23 protein-coding genes are annotated in these 23,101 nt (G+C 31.9%); 8 read left to right on the top strand and 15 right to left on the bottom strand.

The genetic code is table 11. The features are described from left to right. Nucleotides 1–120: 120 nt before the first annotated feature. Nucleotides 121–876 carry a DeoR/GlpR family DNA-binding transcription regulator gene (locus DW269_RS06080; RefSeq protein ID WP_117458977.1) on the bottom strand — a complete coding sequence of 252 codons (756 nt, stop codon included), beginning with the start codon at nt 874–876 and terminating at the stop codon, nt 121–123. 226 nt (nt 877–1,102) lie between these two features. On the opposite strand from DW269_RS06080, the gene DW269_RS06075 reads away from it, so the two are divergent. The 5 genes from DW269_RS06075 (at nt 1,103) to galE (ending at nt 6,327) form a co-directional block, all read left to right on the top strand. Continuing rightward, the gene (locus DW269_RS06075) at nt 1,103–1,423 is read left to right on the top strand and encodes a PTS lactose/cellobiose transporter subunit IIA (RefSeq protein ID WP_117458976.1); all 321 of its coding nucleotides are present in this window, start codon (nt 1,103–1,105) and stop codon (nt 1,421–1,423) included. After that, nucleotides 1,423–3,084 (top strand): PTS transporter subunit EIIC, encoded by a 1,662-nt coding sequence (locus DW269_RS06070; RefSeq protein WP_117458975.1) that lies wholly within the window; start codon nt 1,423–1,425, stop codon nt 3,082–3,084. The genes DW269_RS06075 and DW269_RS06070 overlap by 1 nt, the downstream gene beginning before the upstream one ends. A 4-nt stretch (nt 3,085–3,088) precedes the next feature. Continuing rightward, on the top strand, nt 3,089–4,489 hold the full coding sequence (lacG, locus tag DW269_RS06065) for a 6-phospho-beta-galactosidase (protein ID WP_117458974.1): 1,401 nt from the start codon (nt 3,089–3,091) through the stop codon (nt 4,487–4,489). A 2-nt stretch (nt 4,490–4,491) separates the two neighbouring features. Further along, entirely contained in the window at nt 4,492–5,145 is a 654-nt protein-coding gene (locus tag DW269_RS06060) for an HAD family phosphatase (RefSeq protein ID WP_117458973.1), read from the top strand. A 183-nt stretch (nt 5,146–5,328) separates the two neighbouring features. Then, nucleotides 5,329–6,327: a UDP-glucose 4-epimerase GalE gene (galE, locus tag DW269_RS06055; RefSeq protein ID WP_117458972.1), complete on the top strand. Its 999-nt coding sequence runs from the start codon at nt 5,329–5,331 to the stop codon at nt 6,325–6,327. 48 nt (nt 6,328–6,375) lie between these two features. Here the strand turns inward: galE and DW269_RS06050 are convergent, their stop codons facing one another. Genes DW269_RS06050 through DW269_RS06030 form a run of 5 tightly spaced genes read right to left on the bottom strand, consistent with a single transcriptional unit; the run spans nt 6,376 to nt 11,479 of the window. Then, nucleotides 6,376–6,942, bottom strand: a complete 567-nt coding sequence (locus DW269_RS06050; protein ID WP_117458971.1) for an NTP transferase domain-containing protein — start codon at nt 6,940–6,942, stop codon at nt 6,376–6,378. After that, nucleotides 6,935–9,223, bottom strand: a complete 2,289-nt coding sequence (locus tag DW269_RS06045) for a xanthine dehydrogenase family protein molybdopterin-binding subunit (RefSeq protein WP_117458970.1) — start codon at nt 9,221–9,223, stop codon at nt 6,935–6,937. Before DW269_RS06045 ends, DW269_RS06050 begins: the two co-directional genes overlap by 8 nt. Further along, a complete protein-coding gene (locus DW269_RS06040; protein WP_022424980.1) occupies nt 9,220–9,696 on the bottom strand; it encodes a (2Fe-2S)-binding protein in 477 nt (158 codons plus the stop codon). The genes DW269_RS06045 and DW269_RS06040 overlap by 4 nt, the downstream gene beginning before the upstream one ends. 1 nt (nt 9,697) lies before the next feature. Continuing rightward, nucleotides 9,698–10,471: a xanthine dehydrogenase family protein subunit M gene (locus DW269_RS06035; protein WP_022424979.1), complete on the bottom strand. Its 774-nt coding sequence runs from the start codon at nt 10,469–10,471 to the stop codon at nt 9,698–9,700. A 15-nt stretch (nt 10,472–10,486) separates the two neighbouring features. Beyond that, a complete protein-coding gene (locus tag DW269_RS06030) occupies nt 10,487–11,479 on the bottom strand; it encodes an ABC transporter substrate-binding protein (RefSeq protein ID WP_158546316.1) in 993 nt (330 codons plus the stop codon). 324 nt (nt 11,480–11,803) lie between these two features. Here DW269_RS06030 and DW269_RS06025 point away from each other — a divergent pair, with 324 nt between their 5' ends. After that, nucleotides 11,804–12,790: a hypothetical protein gene (locus DW269_RS06025; RefSeq protein ID WP_117458968.1), complete on the top strand. Its 987-nt coding sequence runs from the start codon at nt 11,804–11,806 to the stop codon at nt 12,788–12,790. A 32-nt stretch (nt 12,791–12,822) separates the two neighbouring features. Here the strand turns inward: DW269_RS06025 and DW269_RS06020 are convergent, their stop codons facing one another. The 3 genes from DW269_RS06020 to DW269_RS06010 form a co-directional block, all read right to left on the bottom strand. Next, entirely contained in the window at nt 12,823–13,056 is a 234-nt protein-coding gene (locus DW269_RS06020; RefSeq protein ID WP_117458967.1) for a hypothetical protein, read from the bottom strand. Between the two features lie 136 nt (nt 13,057–13,192). After that, a complete protein-coding gene (locus tag DW269_RS06015) occupies nt 13,193–13,555 on the bottom strand; it encodes a hypothetical protein (RefSeq protein ID WP_117458966.1) in 363 nt (120 codons plus the stop codon). Nucleotides 13,556–13,653: 98 nt separating this feature from the next. Beyond that, a complete protein-coding gene (locus tag DW269_RS06010; RefSeq protein WP_117458965.1) occupies nt 13,654–15,066 on the bottom strand; it encodes a polysaccharide deacetylase family protein in 1,413 nt (470 codons plus the stop codon). 158 nt (nt 15,067–15,224) lie between these two features. On the opposite strand from DW269_RS06010, the gene DW269_RS06005 reads away from it, so the two are divergent. Next, complete coding sequence (locus DW269_RS06005) at nt 15,225–15,545, top strand: PadR family transcriptional regulator (RefSeq protein ID WP_117458964.1); 321 nt, start codon at nt 15,225–15,227, stop codon at nt 15,543–15,545. Beyond that, nucleotides 15,542–16,708 (top strand): hypothetical protein, encoded by a 1,167-nt coding sequence (locus tag DW269_RS06000; RefSeq protein ID WP_117458963.1) that lies wholly within the window; start codon nt 15,542–15,544, stop codon nt 16,706–16,708. The genes DW269_RS06005 and DW269_RS06000 overlap by 4 nt, the downstream gene beginning before the upstream one ends. Nucleotides 16,709–16,788: 80 nt before the next feature. Here DW269_RS06000 and DW269_RS12595 read toward each other — a convergent pair whose 3' ends face one another. From DW269_RS12595 to DW269_RS05975, 6 genes are all read right to left on the bottom strand, one after another. Further along, the gene (locus DW269_RS12595; protein ID WP_158546315.1) at nt 16,789–16,932 is read right to left on the bottom strand and encodes a hypothetical protein; all 144 of its coding nucleotides are present in this window, start codon (nt 16,930–16,932) and stop codon (nt 16,789–16,791) included. 185 nt (nt 16,933–17,117) lie between these two features. Beyond that, entirely contained in the window at nt 17,118–17,315 is a 198-nt protein-coding gene (locus DW269_RS05995) for a hypothetical protein (RefSeq protein ID WP_117458962.1), read from the bottom strand. Between the two features lie 5 nt (nt 17,316–17,320). Further along, entirely contained in the window at nt 17,321–19,144 is a 1,824-nt protein-coding gene (locus tag DW269_RS05990) for an ATP-binding cassette domain-containing protein (protein WP_117458961.1), read from the bottom strand. Beyond that, complete coding sequence (locus DW269_RS05985; RefSeq protein WP_117458960.1) at nt 19,141–21,165, bottom strand: ATP-binding cassette domain-containing protein; 2,025 nt, start codon at nt 21,163–21,165, stop codon at nt 19,141–19,143. The genes DW269_RS05990 and DW269_RS05985 overlap by 4 nt, the downstream gene beginning before the upstream one ends. Before the next feature lie 101 nt (nt 21,166–21,266). Continuing rightward, the gene (locus tag DW269_RS05980; RefSeq protein ID WP_117458959.1) at nt 21,267–22,385 is read right to left on the bottom strand and encodes a hypothetical protein; all 1,119 of its coding nucleotides are present in this window, start codon (nt 22,383–22,385) and stop codon (nt 21,267–21,269) included. Then, nucleotides 22,382–23,065 (bottom strand): LytTR family DNA-binding domain-containing protein, encoded by a 684-nt coding sequence (locus DW269_RS05975; RefSeq protein WP_158546314.1) that lies wholly within the window; start codon nt 23,063–23,065, stop codon nt 22,382–22,384. The genes DW269_RS05980 and DW269_RS05975 overlap by 4 nt, the downstream gene beginning before the upstream one ends. Between the last annotated feature and the right edge of the window lie 36 nt (nt 23,066–23,101).

Here is a 23,101-nt window from a genome sequence, read left to right as displayed (position 1 = left end):
ATAGTGCACGTACGGTTTGATAAGGGACTAGCCTAGTGATAGGTTAGTCTACTTTCTTTATATCTAAAAAGCCATGCAATCTCGCATGGCTATTATAATCATTTAAAAAAATCTTTTGTTTTATACCGTTACAATAGTTGTATATTCTTTATAATGTTTTAATACATCAGGATCAATCTCATTATCAGTAATGACTGCATCAAAATTAAAGAGATCATAGAAGATATAAAAGTCAGAACGATTAAACTTAGTAGAATCTACAAGTAAATATCTATTCTTCGCATTATCTAAAGGTATTCCCTGTGATTCTCCTTCTTCTAATGAATAAGTCGTAATACCACTATTAAAGATACCATTACAACCAATAAAGGCTTTTGTATATCTTAATTTACTTAATACCATATTTGTGATTGGACCTACAAAGGTATTTGTATTACTACGATATTCTCCACCTATTAACATTACATCAGTAGGAGTATGACCACTCAAAATATTAAATACGGCAAGAGAATTCGTAACTACTCTAATATTACGTCCACATAACTGCTCTGCTAATAACTGAATAGTAGTACCAGGACCTAAGAATATTGTTTCTCCTTCTTGAATAAGACTTGCTGCTTTATGCGCAATTCTTGTTTTTTCTTCTATCTGTACAGAAGACTTCTCTAAATGAGATCGTTCATGATCCATACTAAAAGATAAACTCTGTGCACCACCATGTACTCTTAATAACTTACCAGATTTCTCTAATTCATCTAAATCTCTTCTTGCAGTCATATCAGAGATTTCTAATTGTTCCATGATTTCATTGATTGATATAATTCCTTTTTGATTGACCATCTGTGTAATTCTTACAAGACGTTCCTTCTTTAACATGTTTTCACTCTCCTTGTCAGTGTCAGTATATCATTCAAGATTTTCCAAATCAACACAAGACAAACAAAAACAAACATTTATAAATTAATTACGTATATATTTTAACATAATTGTTTGTATTTGTTTAATTAAATGTTTTATAATGTTTATTTCTGTTGACAATTGATGTGTGAGCGATTACACTATAGATGTAGAAAACAAAAGGAAACAAAAAGAGGAGAAAAAAATGACTAAAGATGAATTAAGTATGGTAGGCTTTGAAATCGTAGCTTACTCAGGAGATGCTAGAAGTACTTTATTAGAATTATTAAAAGAAATGCGTGCAGGTAATTTTGATAATGTAGAAGAAAAGTTAAAGGATGCGGATGCAAATATCAATCTTGCACATCAGTCTCAGACAACTATTCTTCAGCAGGAAGCACGTGGCGAAGATATGGAAATGGGATTTATCTTCATTCATGGTCAGGATCATTTAATGACTACAATCTTATTAAGAGATGTCATTGAAGACTTTATTACTTTATATAAAGAGAGAGGAACAAAATAATGTTAGACGCTGTTATTAAAAGAATCGAAAAGGGTAAACCATTTTTCGATAAAATTGCTCAAAATATTTATTTAGGTGCTGTACGTGATGGCTTCTTAACAGCAATGCCAGCTATCTTATTCTCAAGTGTATTTATCTTAGCTGCTTCAATTCCAGAAATATTTGGAATTAAGTTACCAGCAGATGTTTCAACATGGTTATGGAAAGTCTATAACTATTCAATGGGTATTGTTGGTTTGCTTGTATCAGCAACAACTGCAAAGTGCTTAGCTGAAAGCATGAATCGTCGTTTACCAGAAGGTAAAGTAATCAACACAACTTCAGTTATGCTTGCAAGTATTTGTGGTTTCTTTATGTTAGCAGTCAGTGATGTAAAGCTTGGTATCTCTACTACTTATTTAGGTACTAAAGGTTTACTTGCTTCATTCATCGCTGCATTCATCACAGTTAACATGTATAAGTTCTGTGTTGAAAAAGATGTCACTATTCATATGCCAAAAGAAGTGCCAGGTACAATCTCTCAGATGTTCAGAGATGTATTCCCATTCTCTTTCTCAGTATTGGTATGTGTTATTATTGATTTAATTGTTCGTAATTTATTTGGTTATACTTTCGCAGAAGCAATCATTACATTATTACAGCCATTATTCACAGCTGCAGATGGTTATTTAGGAATCTGTATTATCTGGGGTGCAATGGCAATGTTCTGGTTCGTTGGTGTACATGGTCCAAGTATTGTTGAACCAGCCATTGCTGCAATTATCTATGCAAACGTAGATGCAAACTTAACATTATTTAAAGCAGGACATCAGGCTGCAAATGTATTAACAGTAGGTTTAGGTAACTTCGTAGGTACTATGGGTGGTACAGGTGCTACTCTAGTTGTTCCATTCTTATTCATGTTATTTGCTAGATCTAAACAGTTAAAAGCTGTTGGTAAAACAACTTTCATTCCAGTATGTTTCGCAGTTAATGAACCATTATTATTTGCGACTCCAATCGTATTAAACCCATATTTCTTTGTTCCATTCTTACTTGCACCAATGGTGAACGTATCATTATTCAAGTTCTTCGTTGATGTATTAAAGATGAACTCGTTCATTTATGTATTACCTTGGGCTACTCCAGCTCCAATTGGTTTGATCTTAGGTACAGGTATTAGTTTTTTAGCTGTATTACTTGCTGTATTATTAATTGTAGTAGATGGTATTATTTACTTACCATTCGTTAAAGCATATGATGCTTCATTATTAGAAGAAGAAAAACAGAAAGAAGCTTTAGAAGCATTAGAAGAACAGGTTAAAGAAGAAGAACCTGAAACAAATGAACCTCTTCAATTAGATAAGAAAATCAATGTATTAGTATTATGTGTAGGTGCTGGTACAAGTGCTATGTTTGCGAATGCTGTTAAAGAAGGGGCTAAAGAAACTGGTTTACCAGTAGATGCCACTGCAAGTGCTTATGGTAACCACTATGATATCTTAAAGAACTATGATGTTGTTGTCTTATCTCCACAGGTACAGGCTCATTTAGAAGAAGTAAAACAGGATGCTAAAGAAGGTACTAAAGTCATTGCGACTAAAGGTGCTCAGTATATTCAGTTAACTCGTGACCCTAAGGGTGCTGTTGAATTTATCGTTGAACAGGAAAAGGAAGGTTAAGTAAATGAAATTTTCTGATGATTTTATCTTTGGTGGAGCTACAGCTGCTTATCAGTGTGAAGGTAGCACATTAGAATATGGTAAAGGTAAAGTGTCTTGGGACGACTTTCTTGCAAAGCAGGGTCGTTTCAAGGCAGACCCTGCCAGTGATTTCTACCACCAGTATGGACAAGACTTAAAGTTATGTAATATGTTTGGTATTAATGGGATTCGTATCTCAATCTCATGGGCACGTATCTTCCCTGATGGTACAGGAAAAATCAATCAGGAAGGTATAGATTTCTATCATAGAGTATTCCAGGAATGTCATAAGAATAATGTAGAACCATTTATCACTTTGCATCACTTTGATACACCTGATACTTTATATCAGAAGGGTGATTTCTTAAATAGAGAAACAGTGGATGCATTTGTAGACTATGCAAAGTTCTGTTTTGAAGAATATAAGGATGAAGTTAAATACTGGTTTACCTTCAACGAAATCTGGGCAGTCGCTACAAACACTTATATTGAAGGAACATTCCCTAATGGTGAAAAATATAATATGACAAAAGCATTCCAGATCATGCATAATATGATGCTTGCTCATGCGAAAGCTGTTGTTGCATATAAAGAAGCCGGATATACAGGACAAATTGGATGCGTACAGTCATTAGAATATAAATATCCTTATGATGAAAACAGTCTAGATGATATTCAGGCAGCAAAGAATGAAGATGTATTACAGAACCAGTTCTTATTAGATGCAACATTCAAAGGATATTACTCTACTGAAACAATGGAAATTGTAAATCGTCTAGTGGCTATCAATAATGGCCAGTTAGACTTAAGAGATGAAGACTTTGAAGTTATGAAGAAAGCAGCCATCTTAATAGACTATATGGGTATGAACTATTATCAGTCACGTTTCATTCAGTATTATGATGGTGAGAATGATATCCATCACAATGGAACAGGTGAAAAGTGTACATCACGTTTCTGTTTAAAGAATGTAGGACGTAGAATGGAAAAAGAAGGTATTCCAAGAACTGACTGGGACTGGTTGATTCATCCAGAAAGTATGTTTGATATGTTAGTGCGTATTCGTCAGCAGTATCCAAACTACAAGTGTATCTATATTACAGAAAATGGTATGGGTTATAAAGATGAATTTGTAGATGGTGTCATTGATGATGCACCAAGAATTGATTACATCAAGAAACATCTACAGTATGCACTTAAAGCAGTTGAAGCAGGTGTGAATGTAAAAGGCTATTTTGTATGGTCTCTCATGGATATGTTCTCATGGACTAATGGGTATAATAAACGTTATGGTTTATTCTATGTAGATTATGAAACACAGAAACGTTATCCAAAAGCAAGTGCTTATTGGTATAAGAGCGTATCAGAAACGAAAGAGGTATAGTTATGAATTCTTATAAAGGAGTTATATTTGATTTTAATGGAACATTGTTCTTTGACAACCCAAAGCATGTATTAGCCTGGGGAAAGATTTCCGAGGAAATAAGACATCATGGAATCAGCGAAGAAGAGCTACATGAACATTTCAATGGTGTTCCTAATAATAAGATCATTGAATACTTATTTGAAGGACAGTGTACAGATGAACAGAAACAGAAATATTCTTTACTTAAGGAACAGTATTATCGTGAATTTTGTAAGGAAGATAAAGAAACATTCCATTTAGTTGCTGGTGCGACAGAATTATTTGATAAACTTAAAAACAACAACATTCCATTTACTATCGCAAGTGCATCCATTAAACCAAATATTGATTTCTTTGTAGAATCATTCCATCTTGATCATTGGATCAATCCTGATGATATTGTCTATGATGATGGAACGTATGATAATAAGATCATGATGTTCAAGAAAGCAGCACATATTCTAGGAGTAGATATAAGTGACTGCTTAATCGTTGAAGACTCCCTAAGTGGTATTGAAAATGCCTATAAAGCAGGATGTAGAAATATAATCGTAATCGATTCTGCAAATAAAAAAGATGAATATCAGAAGTTACCAGGAGTAACAAAAGTGATTGATTCATTTAAAGAAATTTAAACAAAGAGCCATCTTATTAAAGATGGTTCTTTTTTGCAAGAAAACAAGATAGGCGCTTCACTATGATAATTCAGTCTTTTGTTACGAACGATTTCGTTGTAAAATATAAGAGTCAAATAGAATAGTAATTTGGCTATGGCAGCTGTCATATATGATGGTTGCAAAGTTTATGGAGGAATAAATATGAATGTATTAGTTACAGGTGGTGCAGGTTATATTGGTAGTCATGTCTGTGTAGAATTACTACAGAGCGGACATGATGTTGTAGTCATCGATGACTTCTCAAATTCAAAACCAGAAGCCTTAGATGCAATTCATGAAATTACTGGTAAGAAAGTAAAGTTCTATGAATTTAACGTTTTAGATGAAGATAAGACAGAAGCAGTATTCAAGGAAAATAAATTAGATGCAGTCATTCACTGTGCAGCCTTCAAGGCAGTAGGTGAATCAGTAGTAACACCTATTAAATATTATACAAATAACTTAATAACAACTCTTATTGTTGCTAAGCTTATGAAGAAGTATCATGTCCCTTCAATTGTATTCTCTTCAAGTGCTACAGTATATGGTGATCCAAAGGTTGTCCCATTAACTGAAGACTGTGAATTAGGACAGACTACAAACCCATATGGTTCTACAAAGGCTATGATGGAAAGAATCCTAACAGATGTACAGCATGCTGTACCAGAAATGTCTGTTACACTTCTTCGTTACTTCAACCCAATTGGTGCACATGAATCAGGATTATTAGGAGAAGATCCAAAGGGAATTCCTAACAACCTTATGCCTTATATTATGAAGGTTGCAACTGGTGAACTTCCTTGCTTAGGCGTATTTGGTAATGACTATGATACACCAGATGGAACAGGTGTACGTGATTACATCCATGTTGTAGACTTAGCTAAAGGTCATGTTCTTGCAATTGAAAAATATGCAACACCAGGTGTTCATATCTGTAACCTAGGAACAGGTAAAGGATATAGTGTATTAGAAATCGTTAAGGCATTTGAAAGAGTTAATGGAATCAAGATTCCTTATGAAATCAAGCCAAGACGTGCAGGTGATATTGCAACATGTTATGCAGATCCTACTCGTGCAAAAGAACAGTTAGGATGGGTGGCTGAAAAGACACTTGATGATATGTGCAGAGATACTTGGAACTTTGCAAAGAAACATATGTAACACTTAAGTCTCTCGAAAGAGGGGCTTTTTTGATGCAAAAAAAGGCAACTATTGTAGTTGCTTCAGGTCTTCTTGATAATCTATATCATAGAGTTCTCTTATATTCTCTACTTGTATATATTCTACTTCATCAGGATGCTTATTTAATACCTTTCTTCCACCTTGATCTTCTTTTAATAGAAGTAACTCAGGAATATAAGAGCTATCAAATAGAGTAGGGTTGCCTATTTTATCTTTATAGGCACAACTGGCAAGTTTATGCTTTGTATGCATCAGTTTATCTATAGTATTCATAGAAATATAAGGCTGATCAGCGACCATAAAGATCATTCTAAATGGCTTCTCTAACGTATTTAAATAGCTCACAGCGGCCTTAATAGAATAAGAGAGACCATGAATACTCTCTAAACATAAAATGCTGGTAGCGCCTCTTTGAGCCGCATATTGTAGAATCTCATCATATTGTGATACGACAATCACATGATCATATTTCTTTAATATGAGATCTAATGCATGTTGATAGAGTGGTTTATTTTGAAAAGGAAACAGCAGTTTGTTTCCTTTAAAACGTCTGCTGTTTCCTGATGCAAGAAATATAATATATGTTTTATTCATCGATAGCCATGACAATCTTTTCAGGTGTCATTGGAAGGTCTCTCACCCATGCACCACATGCACTGTGGATGGCAGCACATAAGGCTGGGGCTGGTGTATTGATGACACATTCACCAATAGACTTTGCACCAAATGGACCTGTCTTTTCATAACTGCTTTCAAAATAAACACGTAAATGACCCATATCAAGTCTTGTAGGAATCTTATAAGTCATGAAGTTATTTTCAGTTAAACCACCCTTAGGTGAATAAGTAATACTTTCTGATAATGCCATACCGATACCCTGTACAAGACCACCTTCAGTCTGTACAGTTGCAAGATTAGTATTTACTACAGTACCACAGTCTACAACAGCTACATAATCTAGTATTTCTACAGAACCTGTTTCTTTATCTAATGCAATTTCTGCCATACCTACCATATATGGTGGTGGAGAAATTTTAGAGGAATGAGTGCATGTTACCTGGATAGGAACTGTATTACCACACTGAGAGAATGTTGCAATATCCATATGTGTAAATGATTCATTTGTAGCTGGATTATCAATTGTATTGCCAGTAAATACTAATGATTCAGGATCACATTCCCACTTATTAGCAGCAATCTTCATCATGTTCTCTTTGAGCTCTTCACTCGCTTTTCTTACAGCCATACCAGTAACATAAGTTGTACTAGAAGCATAAGAACCAGAATCATATGGAGAAGCATCAGTATCTGCACCAAAGACAACAATATTATCTACATCACATTCTAATTCTTCTGCAGCCATCTGGGCAAGAATAGTATCACATCCAGTACCCATATCTGCAGCACCAATGCTTAACATATAAGAACCATCATCATTTAACTTTAATGTAGCAGATCCAACATCGACACCAGAGATACCTGATCCCTGCATTGCCATGGCAACACCTGCTGCCTTAATACGACCATCAGGCATTACAGTAGGAGTCTTACGGTTTTCCCAGTCAAATTCTTTCTTAGCACGTTCCATACATTTATCTAATGCACAGCTATCAGCGATTTCACCATAGTAGGCATCCATCTTCTGACCCTGACGTACCATGTTCTTTTCTCTGATTTCTACTGGATCCATATGTAGAATATCAGCTAATTCATTGACACATGTTTCTAATGCATAAATACCCTGAGTCGCACCATATCCACGATATGCACCAGAAGATAATCTATTTGTGTAAACAACATCATAATGGAAGCGGAATGCTTCTAGATTATTTGTATAAAGAGGAATAGACTTATGACCTGATAAACCTACAGTTGTAGGACCATGTTCACCAAAGGCACCAGAGTTAGATAATGTATATACATCAATGGCACGAATAGTACCATCATTCATAGCACCCACTTTAGTAGTGACTTCCATTTCATGACGTGGACTACCCGCAATCTGAGATTCAGTACGTGTATAAATAAGCTTAGATGGTTTCTTAGTCATCCATGTAACAAATGCAGGATAGATTTCAGTTACAAGTGACTGCTTTGCACCAAAGCCACCACCAATACGAGGTTTTTCAACACGAATCATAGACTTAGGAATATCTAAAGCATTCGCAAGAATACGACGTGCATGGAAGACAATCTGTGTAGAACTAATGACATGTAAACGACCATAAGTATCAATTTCACAATAAGTTCTGAATGTTTCCATCATTGCCTGATTGACTGCAGGAACATGGTAAGTACGTTCAATCACCTGATCACATGATTTAAATACTTCTTCTAGATCACCGTGTGTTTCATCGGCAGTGGCTACTAAGTTACGCTTATTATCTGCCCCTACAGGACATAATGCTTTCCAGTTATCTTCAGGATGTACAAGAATAGGATTATCCTTAGCAGTTCTAAAGTCTAATACCGCTTCTTCTACCTGATATTTTACTTTGATAAGCTTTAATGCTTCATCTACTTTCTTTTCATCATAACCAGCAACAATCGCAACTGGATCACCTACGAATCTTACTCTTTGATCTAAGATTAAACGATCATAAGGGCTTGGTTCTGGATAAGTCTGGCCAGCCATAGTAAAACGTTTCTGAGGCACATCTTTATAAGTATAAACAGCTTCAATTGTGTCTACTGCCTTAGCTGCTTCTGTATCAATACTCTCAATTAATGCATTAGCATGAGGAGAATGAACAAGCTTTACAATTAAACAGTCATGAGGTGTTACATCATCAACATAGACAGGTTTACCTAGTAATAGGTTCATTGCATCTTTTTTTCTTATAGGTTTATTAACCTGCTTTAATTCCTGATTCATCCTAACACTTCCTTTCCATTTTCCTTGCAGTAATTAATATAGTTTCTAATACCTCTTAATTGTCCTTCATAACCAGAACAACGACAAAGGTTACCAGATAAGAATGCTCTGATTTCATCATCACTAGGATCTTTATTTTCTTCTAGTAATGCGATTGTATTCATCATAAATCCAGGATTACAGAAACCACACTGTTCAGCACCCTGGTCAGCAATAAATTCAGCAAGAGGTCTTGCTTTTTCCTGTAAACCTTCTAGAGTTGTCACTTCATGACCTGCAGCTCTAGCTGCAAGAACACTACAAGAAAGAACTGGTTTGTTGTCTAATAATACTGTACATAATCCACAGTTGCTTGTATCACAACCTCTTTTAACACTAAGACAATGCTCACTTCTTACAAAATCAATAAGAAGAGTATCAGGTAAAATACTACGAGTCATTGTTTTTCCATTTAATGTAATTGTAATTTCCATCTTACTGTGCCTCCAATTCCTTTAATGAACGTCTCATAAGAACTTTTACAAGCTTCTGACGATATTCTGCACTACCTAAGTTATTGCTTCCAAGTTTGATTTCAGAAGATACTTCTTCAATAAACGCTTCAATAGACTCATCATTTAATTCCATCTGTTTCTCATAAGCAATTGCCTTTAAAGGACGACCACCAATTACTACAGAATAAGTATCATTCATATAACTTGCACAACAAGTAAGAACAGGGAAATCAGTACTTACATTTCTCTGTGACTTATAACAAACCTTAATAGGTGTCTTCTTTACAATAACACGTACAAGAATATCAAGAGAAGGACGCATCCAAGCAAACTCTCTCATAGGTACAATACCACCGTTATATAATTCTACATAAGCATCTAATCCCATAAACATAGATAATACATCAGAGAAACCATAACGACCAAAAATAGAACCTCCTACAGTCGCACAGTTTCTAAACTGCACACCAATAATATGTTCCACACTATGCTTCATTGCATCATGTGTATAAGCATTTAATCCTGCATGAGTTTCTAACTGACGTAATGTCACCATTGCGCCAATAGTAAACTGTTCATCATCTTCTTCGATAGTATCTAAATGAAGATCACATAAATCAATTGCCTTTTCAACTGATCTGTTCATCATCTTCAACCATAACATACCACCTACAATAATGTTTTTTCTGTTCTGAACGAGTTCATAAGCTTCCTCAAGCGACTGAGGTCTTACATATTCCTGAATATTTAACATCTTTTTCTATCCTTTCTATTTTGTGATAAGTGTTTCATCGAGACTAAAACCATAAAACTCTTTATAAAAATCTATTACATCCTTTTTATAATTCCCATATGTATAATCATGAGGATGAAGTACATATGATAGCCAGAGTGATGCAAGAATATGAGAAGGAACAGGATCCATCCATGATTCAACCACTTCAGGCATAATATAAATCTTCTTGTTTTTCACTATATCAAGTGAAGAGAAGAATTCATAGTTATAAATAGAATCTTTTGAATAAGAAGCATTACGAGGCATGATCACCATATCTGGGTTTAAAGTTAATAATGTTTCTAACGCAATAGTAGGGTAGTCTACACCTTTAATACTCGCTGTAGCATTTTTCACATGCGCCATGTCTAGTATAGTACTTTGAAACATAGAAGGTGTGACAGGTCTATAAATAGACTGTTTTGAAGCAATATAAACATGCTTATTAGAAGTACCTAAACTGTTCATCTTACTCTTTTTAGTACTATAGTAGTTCTTTAACTTCTTCGCATTGTTTTGTTTACCACAAACTTTCGCAATAAGTGAAACCATGGCATCATACTTCTTTTCACTAGAAGGATCAACCACAATAACTTTAATATGTCTTTTTTCAAAATCCTCAATAAGATTCTTATTCTCTTTCATCATAAATACTACATCAGGTGCTGTCTTTGCGATAAGACTGACATCACATCCTACCTGAGGTAGTTCTAATAAATCAGGATCAGTCTTTTGATAAATGCTTCTAGAAGAAGCTTTTTTTTCTATACCAACTAACTGATCATTCACTCCTAATGCGAGGCATGTAGAAGTTGTTATATATGAAGTGCTCACTACACGTTTTACTTGGTCTTTAATTGTAATCTGACGTCCTATCTGATCATTCACAATAATTGCATCAGACTCTTCTTCTTTATCTGAAGAACATCCAGGTAATAATGAGATGAGTAAAAATAGACAAACAATTGAAATAATTCTTTTCTTCAAAACAAATCTCCTTACGATATTATTCAGTTTATTTTTCGAAAAAATTATATCATGAAAACATGAATAATAAACAAAAAATATTGGATACCAAAAGAAAAAGCCTACATTGAGTAGGCTTATCAAGGGATGTAGTATTAATAGTAAAGATTTTGATTTTAAATCAACTATATATTTAAATATGTAAAATCTCCAGGTAATGATTTCTGAAAAGAGAGGAGCAAAATATTTAAATTATATCTATTATTATTGCAAATAATATAATAAATAAATATAATAAAAGCATAGATTGTATGCGGTTACATTTGAGTAAGGGAGGTCAATTTTATGAACAAATTAAAATGCTTACTTAGTGTCACAGTTTTATTATCACTGCCTGTAGGATGCTCTGAATCATCTCATTATTATATTTCTATGACCACAACTCATGCGACGAATCAGGAATTCATATTTACCAGCAACACTTATATGTATGATTTAACTTCTAAAAAACTTAAGAAGGTTTCTTCAGAACCTTATGAAAGTCAGTACCCACTTTCCACTTATGATTATAAGAGCAATAAAGTATATTATTCGGGAAGCGAGAATAAAGAATATGGGAATTCGTATATTAAACAATATGACTTATCTACTCATAAAACATCTAAATTTATTGATTATGTAGATGCAATCAATGATATCAGAATACTGGATGATCATAAGATGTTTATTGTAGGCCGTTTAAAAAAGGTAAAAAAGAATACCATGGTACCTTCTATCTATAATACTAAAACACATAAAATAAATTATTTAAACTGGAATCAGGATAGTTTTGCGACATGTACAAATTATAATCCAGACACCCAGGAATTAATTATACCTCATTATTCAATGTCTTTAAGTTATAAACTGACAGATGATTATAATAACGGTATTATAAAAAATGAAGTTGATTCTTATGTGCCAATTACATTCACTGTTGTGAAGAAAAACAAAACAGAAGATGTTTTTAAATTAAATCACAAACAGCTTGATAGTACTTATATTGATAAAGATTATATATACTATGTAACAGATAAACAGACATCTATTACTAACTTTGATTTGATGAGATATGATCGTCATACAAAAGAAAAAAAGAAATTATTAGATGGTAAATGTGGCTATTATTCCATGAATATAGTTACTGTCTTAGATAATATTATCTATTTCATAGGGCAAAGAGCTGAGGTATATGAACTTGTAGAATTAGATATGAATACAAATGAACAAACAGTCATCTATCAATCAAAAACTCAAGAAGCCATTAACAATGCACAATTTTATAAGAAATAAAAAAATATGGCTCACCAGCATGAACCATATTTTTATATACGAATTGTTTCTTGTAATGGATATTGGTTGAGTAAGTATTGAGAATCAGCACTAATTATATGCATTTCATTCATGAAATGATGTAATAAATAGCTGAACGTATTGCCATAACATTCCTGTTTTAATTTATAGAAAGGAATACACTTTAATTCAATGAGATCTTGTTCTCTTAATAACATCTCTAATTGATGGTTTCCATCAATGACAGTATAGAGTCCATTACTCATATAGGAATCAGTAATAACAGGATATATTTAATGCTTTTTATATTCTTTTGTGAACATTGGGATTGATTTAATAAGTACATGTTCATATCAAAAGGAATAGGATGGTTGATTCTATTTCTATCTAATTCTTCTTCAGTCATAGATTAATAGAAGATGTCTGATAAGCATCTGATTGAACCACATGATCAATATTAAAATAAACCTTATAGCTTCCTACATGAGGAATAGAATAGTTCATCACATAATATTCAGCATCAGTTAAATGATCCATAGAAATAGAATTATATTGATTTCCATCCACAAGTAATGTAGTCCATGGCTGTGAATCCAACCAGTCACGCCAGAATAAATCTGGTAACATATCATCCCATACAGCTCCAAAATCACCACATATAATGACATAATCTTCTTTTGTAAGTGTCTGTCCCTCAGGAAAATAATGAGGCTTAAATTTAGAGATATCAAAAGGACAATGTGTATCACCGGTAATATAAATCATAGACATTCTCTCTTTTGTCTTTAGTCTATCATATCAACAAAAAGTTCTTCTTAAGTCTATGTAAAATTTAAGTAAAGAAAAAAGCCTCGAATGAGGCTTTAGTTTAATACTCTTTGATGAGGTGTAAATGTTGTATCATCAATACCCTTGAATGTATAACCAAGGCTCTGATAATGTTCAATAACTTTAGGTAATGCTTCTACAGTTGTATTCTTTGCAGCAGTATCATGGAATAAGATCATAATCTGATTATTACGAGAAGCTGTTGCGTTCGCAATAAGTCTTGCAGTAGGCACATTATTACCTGATGCATCTCCACTGCTGACATTCCAGTCATAATACTGATAACCCTTTTCCTGTACCATTCTAGTAAGATTACTCATAATACCTGCAGAATAATGTCTAGAAACTGTATTAGAACTTCCTCCAGGGAATCTAATATAACGAGGAGTAAATCCAATAAGACCCTTAACCATATCACCTACTTTATTTAAATCATTAAAGTAAGCATCAGTAGAAGCATAAACAGTACGATAATCATGACAATAAGTATGAAGTGCTATAGTATTACCTCTCTTATGTGCTTCCTGAATTAAGTAATTATATTTCTGACCATTACCAGTCACAAAGAATGTTGCTTTCGCATGATATCTATCAAGAATATCTAACACACGCTGAGTATTCTGAGAAGGTCCATCATCAAATGTAAGATAAACAACCTTTTCACCACTAGGTGCAACTGCATTTGCAGGACGTGGATTATTCACAATAACAGTCTGTGTATACTTTCTTTCATTACCAGACTTATCTTTAGTTGTATAGATTACTTTATAAGTACCTGCTTTTCCAAAATCTACTTTGCTGCTGTCTACAGATACCTTAGGATTCTTATCAAAATCATCTTCTACAGTAATACCTTTCATGAAATCAATATTAGAACCTATTGTCGTATCATAATTCTGAAGACCTGCAAGTAGTGGTGCTTTAGTATCCTTTACAGCTTTCACATTGACTTCTTTTTCAGTCTTATTACCACCTTGATCTTCTACAACAACAATAACCTTTTGTGTACCTTCTTTATCAAAAGATACATCTTTCTTAAAGTAAGTCTTAGTCTTTGTTTCATCTTTAATATCAGTCACAAATTCACTTGCTTTAACTTTAGTACCTACTTCTACTGCTTTATTCACTACCTTAAATGTAGGCTTCTTAGTATCTACAACTTCTACATTTAATACATAGTTCTTCTTGTTTAATGTATAAGTAATCTTATACTTTCCAAGCTTTTTAACATTGACTTTAGAATTATCTACAGTCACATCACTCTTATTACCTCTTACTTTTTTAATAAAAGACATAGGATTGTAAGTACTATTGATTTCAATATCCTGTGTACTTTCATTAAAGCTAACAGCTGGACGTGTCATAAAATAAATGCCTAGACCAAGCACTAAAACGACAATACAGCCTAATAGGACATATGCCCTCTTTCTTAAATGACGTTTTTTCATTTCTATTCTACCTCAACTTTATATCTTCAACAATTTTGTATTATATATCTAATATGTGTAATTTGTGTGGAAATTAAGAAACACTTAAGAACTTTTTTTATTTCTTTACTTTGCAATACAAAATAGTATATACTTTGCATTGCAAAGTAGGTGACATAATGGATACACAATTGATCAAAGGAATGTTGGAAGGATGTATTCTTACTCTTATTAGTCATAAGGAAACATATGGTTATGAACTATTAGTCAAACTAGAGAAGTATGGCTTTGAAAATGTAGGAGAAGGGACCTTTTATCCGATATTAACACGTTTGTCTAAGAAAGGATATTTATCCTGTAGACGAGTGAAATCAGAATCAGGACCTTATAGAAAATACTATAAGATCACTGATGAAGGAGTAGTCTATCTGGAAGAATTTAAACAGTCTTATTATAAGATAACAGGTATTGTAGAAAAGGTTTTGGAGGATCAAGAATGATTGCACAATATAACACATTAAGAAATCAATTAACAGGAGACTATCAGGCATTCTATGACAAGGCATATCAATATGCACAAGAGAGACATTATCCAGGATTCTATGCGAATGATATACTTATGAGCTTGTTAGATCTATTAATCACAGCACAGATGAACCATAAAGAATTAGATACACTTATTAAGGAAGATCAGAATACGTTTATTAAAAACTATTTCCATGATCAAGGAAAGAAAACCACATGGATCAATAGCTTCTTTAGATACACCATCTTCTTATGGAACTATGTATTCTATCTTGTTCTTAACCCAACATCTCATGCAGGCGGAAAGGTTATAGAAGCAACAATCCTGATTATTTTTATTGATCTTATTATGAAAAATAAGCGATATAATATTCTACTAGATTATATTGTATTGGCTCTTGTATTCATATTACCGTCTATTTCAGTTCCTTATATGATTCCTCTTATTATTAGTATAGTTCTTCTTATTATCAGTACTCTCTATCAAGTGTATTATACATATATACATCAAAATACAATCAGCTACTATAGTGAAGAAGCACAATCACAATCTAATGATTATGTGAATGATATACTTAAGAAACAGAATGAAGAATTCAATTGTAAAAGAGAAAAACATCATCTTCCACCTCTTACTTTAGAAGAGATGAAACTCTATAAGAAAAGAAGAAATCGTAAGATTGGATTAATCATTGATATCATTGTAGGGATACTCATCTTCTATCTTGCCTATAGAATAGGGGACTATAAAGAAAGTATGACAATGTTGTCTTATTATCTTCCTATTTATATTATATTCAGTACAAGATATCTCTCTTATCTTGTGAATCCAAAAGGGCAGTTGATTCATATATTAAATATTATTGCAGTGATTAACCTTTATTTCTTTATTCAGGTATGTCATATCAATCATATAGCAATTACTGTATTATGCTTAATTATCATCATGATAGAAACAGGTGCTATGATGATGATTCCTGTCTTTAATAACATCTCTGAATACTTTGATCAATTAATCAGTCTCTTTTCAGTTGGTTTCATACTTGTAGAAATGAAAGTAGAGTTCTGGCTTTCAGCCGTTATACTTATTGTATTGTTTGGAGCTTTAGTTAAAAGCATAAAAAAACAGAAGATATAATCTTCTATTTCTTGTAGAACACTAATGTGGTAGATACAGTTTATTATTCTTAAAGTAATATTGAACTGTTTCAGTAGTCTTCATAGATTACCTGCTTCTGCATCATATATGTTAAAAGATAAGTCTTTGTCTATTTCTAATGGAGATTTCTCACATGTCCATGTACCTTCTAATTGTGGTGTAGTGTGACAGGTACAAAGAATAATCAAACATATCTTATTCATAATATAGAATTCTTTTCTATAAGTCATAGTTTTTTTTAAGATGGGACAACCAGTAAGTGGTTGTCCTTATATTTTTTTTGTTCTTATCAACAAATGTTAAGTAAGTTACCATAATTATATCAGATACGCAGAAAACTTGAGTATTGAAAAGGAGGGATGTTTTTCCCTCCGAATTTAATATGTGATTAGTTTCCTTTTCTTTTTATAAACCATAAGGAGATAATACCAAGCAATAAACTAATCGCAAAACCAATACCGAGAAGTTCATAATTGAAATAAGAATACGTGGTATTATTCACAACTTTCACTGTAGGAGTCATACTTACAATAAGAGCGGTAATAATACATCCAACAGAGACTATAATAACGGGTAGTTTTTTCATGATCATCACTCACTTGTCTTTAATAGATTTCCTTCGTTGTTTGATCTCATTAATACAAGAAAAGTCAAACAAGGAATAATTAGAATAACAGAATTTATTAGGATTAAGATAGAAATAGCTTGTTCTATCATTATAGAAGGTAATATATGATATTGGAAGAAGAATAGAGATAGGACTGAAATCATAGATAGAATGATAGATACCAGACAATAAGAAGATCTTTCTTTTAATATTAATTGTAGACATTGTAATCTATTCAATCCATTCACTAATAGTAGTGCATATTGATAGCGTCTAGAAACAATATCAAATATTCCAATAATAAAACATGTACTCATAAACATGACAAACATAATCATAGAGAACTGCTGTATCATTTCAAATCCAAATGTAGTTGTTTTATTTAATATTGCAGAAGAAACAGGATTATAGACCTTTATATCAGAATCATGTTTTTTAATAAATTCAGTTACAGATTGAATGTTCTTATATGAGTTTACTTTAATGACATATACATTGGACTGATATGTATTGTTTTGTGTATATTGACTTATTATCATCTGATACAGTTTTGGAGATATATAAATAATGTTTTCTGTTGTTTTTGTATATCGGTTATGAATATCTTTATCTGTGACATTCGCATTAACGAGTTCAAAAGGAACCATGTTGAAGGTGTAGGTATTACTTGTAGGTATTTGAAGAATACCTGTGATATGGATATTCTTGTTTAGTTTTTGATAGAGAGAATAAGAAATATAGACATGATCTGTATTGAGTTGTTTATTCTCAATACTGAATGATTGTTTTGTATAAGTCTTATATGTTTTCATATTCCTATAATAAGGCTGTATGACAATAGTCTCCTGCGTATTTAAGACATTCCATTGGAAGAATGGCTGAATACTTTGAACCATACTGTTGTTGGATATGTCTTGAATGAGTGTTTTAGGAATAGGCTGACCGCCCATATCATAAGCATTACCGCCATCTTTATAAGAAATCCTTAATTCATTATCAATTGCTTTATTAATCATAGTGTCTGTTTCTTTTTGATAATAAGCTTGAAAGCACATCATATATGTCACTATGATCATCATAATACTTATCACAATATTTCTTTTATAATGGATTCTATTGGACTTCTCAGCCTTTAAGTAATAGGTAACAGGATTTGTATGAATATGTTCTTTAGGTTCTATTTTATTGATCTCTGTATAAGATTCTTTCTTTAATATGATTTGCTGGTGCTCTATATGGTAATGTATATCAGCAATCTCCAACATCCCCATATCATGTGTCGCAATCACAACTGTCTTATGATATCTATGACATAATTCATAAATAATCTTTCTCATATGTTCTCTATTGATCGTATCTAGATAAGCGGTAGGCTCATCTAAAAAGATAATATCCGGATTCTTCATCATACAGCATAATATAAGTAATCTCTGTTTTTGACCACCAGATAAAACATCTACTTTTCCATTTAAATCAATATTTAAATCTAATTCATCCAATAGCTTCATCATTTGATCTTTATGAAATGGAACTTCAGCAAGTTCACTAAATAGTTGAATATTCTGTATAACTGTTAAATCATCAAATAATCTACAATCCTGAAATACAAAACCATAATCATTACTGTCGGTATAAAACTCATTCTTGGAATAATGTGTTAATCCTGCGAGTTCAAATAATAGAGTAGATTTACCAGAACCACTTTCGCCAGTGATTACAGTAATTTGAGAAGACGGAATACTTATATTCTGGTTCTTAAACAATATATGATTCTTAAAAGATAGATTGATATTATTCATCTCAATCATAAATCCACCTTCTTTACAAACCACTGACTATAACATATATATAAGAAACAAATAACTAAAGTCACACCTATTTGAATAATCATAAATAGTAATAAACTCATAGTCATTGACTGACGATTAATCACAAAGAAACCAATTTTTCTTGCGATAAAGAAACCAGGAATACTTAGTAATAGAGATAAGATGGACTGTACAATCGTATTATCATTCATTAAAGAACAAATTGTTTGATTCTTTAAACCATAAACCTTCAACAATTTAATTTCATTCTTTCTATCATCCAATGCATTCATTTGTACAAGAACATAAAGGAATATTGCGATTAATATCACTACAGCCATAAAAATATATCTTCCTTTTCTTTCTTCCTTATAGACATCAACCATATCTGTCACTGAATTATATTGATCATAAGTAATGAAATTATTAGAAATCTGAGATATTTCTTTTTCAACACTTTTTAAGTTCTTAATACGGTCTACTTCTACAACATAATTTTTACTTTGATAAGGAGTAATAGCTGCATTGTATTCTTTGGCATCTAGTAAACTATCAGGAGTCTGGTTATTGTATTGATTTAAAATAGTATAGAATGATTTGTCATTCATAAGCACAACATATCCAGCACTAAGAAATTCATTATAATAATCATCTGTTGAAATAATATGATTGATTTCTATTTCAAGATTTACTTTCTTAGTAAGAACCTGTGATAAAGTACCCAATGTTTTAGAATCATCAATTTCACATTGATAAGTATATTGTTGGACAGGAACGTATACATCTATAGATATTTTAAAGTTCTTTTCTTTTTCATCTATACCTAGCTTACTTGCGAATGATTGACTGATTGCATTTCCTTTAAGTTCTTTTCCATCTACTTTAATATTCTGGAAAGAGTAATAGGGAACGACCATTGGACTCCCTTCCTTAAAATAATCAAACTGTGTTTTACTTCCTTGATAATAAACAGTACCTTTACTCACATCTTCCATTTGATTGATTGTATCAAATACATCAAATGGATAAACACTCTTTACATGTTTGATTGATTTAATACGATTCAATTCCTCAGTACTTATATCAAGATTTACCTCTGCATCACCGATATAATAACTATCTACGCCATTCGCAATATAAGAATCATTCATCTTACCTGTATATAATTCTGCTTTATTGGCTTGTTTTATACCACTTGATAACTTATTTTCCTGTAATAGACTATCACTTACGTTAGTAGAAATAGAGATCGTCATAATAGAACCTAGAAGTAATACAAGAATAAACTGAAACCATTGCCTTTTATTCTTATAGAAGAAGTACTTATGATAACTGTTGATGTCTGACTTCTTCAGTTGAGTAGTTTGATTTATTTCATCTATGTTTTGATCACATACAAGAATTCTATTTTCTATTCTATAAGTAATGTCTAGATGATTTATTAGATATTCATCATGAGTTGTAACGATAATATATTTGTTTTCTGATTTTAGTTTTTCGAGTAATTGAAGTACGATTTCTTTATTTTCTTGATCTAAAGAAGCAGTCGGTTCATCAATAATAATGATGGATGCATCTTTATACATGGATAACGCTATTAAGAATCTTTTTCTCTGCCCAATAGATAAAGAAGAAGGATAGCAGGATGGATCTATAAGATCCAATCCTACTAGATGAAGCATATTGTTCATTTTGGTTTGATCATATTGGCTTTCTTGTAGGTGATTAATAAATTCAAAATGTTCATATACTTTCATGTTATCAAAGAATGTCCCAAACTGATCAATATAAGACACCTTATTTAATAGATAATCTTCTTTATTAGAATTATTGATAGCTACATTATCTACATAAAGAAGATTATCTTTGTACTGATATAATAATGATTTTAGGAATGTTGTTTTACCACATCCACTTTTACCAATAATACCAGTGATTCGACCAGGACATGTTTTAAAATGAGCATCATTGAATATGACTTGATCACCAAAATTTATATTTACATGTTTCATCTCAATCATAGTAAAGCACCTCCTATTTCAATCATACAACCTTTAAAAAAATAAATAATATCTTGAGGACGTTTGACCGATTTATGAGGATAATAAACAAAAAATACCTGTCATGAAACAGGTATAAGAGTAGAGATATAGAGTGATGCACCAGCATGCTGTACTTGTAAGTTTCCATGATATTTATGCAGTATTAATACAAGAGTATCATATTTCATTTGATTGATTCTTTCTTTTGCATCATTCATATACAATGTGATTTCAAAGGCACATTGATCTTCCATTATTTTTACTTCTAATTCATTATTTTCCATGCAATCTATTGCGATATCAAACAGATAATTTATAAGGATATTCAAATGTTCATCCTCTATAAATGATATATCCTGAATAGATACAATAATAGCTGGTTTAATGTTGTTGAGTTTGAGCTGTTCTAATTTCATATTAATAAATGAATCAAACAGCTTATTACCAGATATGATCAGCATGTTATGCTCGTTGAGAGAATCTATTCTTTTGTCTATCATCTCATTCACATTTTCAAATTCTTTTCTTTTTACATATTCTTTCATCTGAAGGTAATCATATTTTAAGTCATGTCTTAGCTTATAGAGTTCATTGTTTTTCTTTTCAATGAAGGCATAGTTTTGTTGATCATTCTTAAAATGATCAATAGCCTGGTTAAGAAGCTGTTGTTCATGATTAAGTTTGGTATATCTAAGGAATAAGTAATAGGAAATAATGATAGTAATCAAAAGGGTTATAAGAATAATGAGATTACAGTTTATGCCTAATACATTAAGAAAGTCATTATAGAGAATATGATAAATACATAGAGTACTTAAGGATATAGCCATAAGTAATCCCCAATAAAGATTCTTATTATCGATAGGGTAAAGTTTTTGAATAATAGCGAATGCAGAGATAATAAGAATATAGATGATCAATGAAACAATAGGGGATATTGGCATTAGAACAACTAAATTCTTTATGACAGTTAAGAATGAAAGATAGAAAATAATTTCTGATAGCAGCCTATCTGAATAATAATAGAATAAGAAGCATAAAGATTCTATTAACAAGAGATCCTGTAATAGGGGATGACTTGTAAATACACTAAGAAGACAATTGATCAATAAAGAGGCAATAAAAATAGCTGTTTTATTTGTTCTAAGGAGATATGTCAGTAATGCTTCTATACAACAAAAATATAAGAAACTCATCATTGCATGTACCTCCTGTAGGCATGGTATTTTTCAATAATATCTTTTGATTTTCTAGAGACATTAAATGTTTGGTTGTTCCTAAGAGTAACATTTTGATTATTGATTTTAGTAACATATTTAAAATTAATAATGGTATATGAGTTTATTTTATAGAATGCTACATTGGAACATAACTCTTCAGAACATTTCTTTAATGTTGTGTATTGAACATATTCATTATCTTCTGTGTAAAAGGTACATGTATTTCTATGGGATTGAACATAGATGATATCCTTGAGATTAATGTATTGATTGTTTTTCTTATCAACGAGATATTGTTTATGGTTTTCAGCCTGATCTTTATCTATCTTGATAAATAATCTTTCTAAATCATCTTCATAAGATGTTTTTCTTATAAAGAAGTAAAGCGCAATATCAAAACAATCATAAACAAGTGTTTCGTTACTAGACATGAATATGATGCGTGTATTCTTATTATCTATACTTTTCGCAATAGTGATACCATTATCCTTCATCAATAAAATATCTATAAACAAATAATCATAATCTTTTAATTGAAGTGATTTGAAATCATTATTAAATACATCAATACTACTTTTACTAAAGCATGTATTTTCTTCTATCTTATGCTTTATGACTTGGCTGAATTGAGTATCGTCATCTATTATTCCTATTTTCATCTTATGTAGCTCCCAACTGAATATGTACATTATTAA

It is taken from the genome of Catenibacterium sp. AM22-6LB, from assembly GCF_003435615.1.
GTDB classification, from domain to species: domain Bacteria; phylum Bacillota_I; class Bacilli_A; order Erysipelotrichales; family Coprobacillaceae; genus Catenibacterium; species Catenibacterium mitsuoka_A.
The sequence above is the reverse complement of the archived record's forward strand: the minus strand, read 5'-3'. Positions and strand labels throughout refer to the sequence as shown.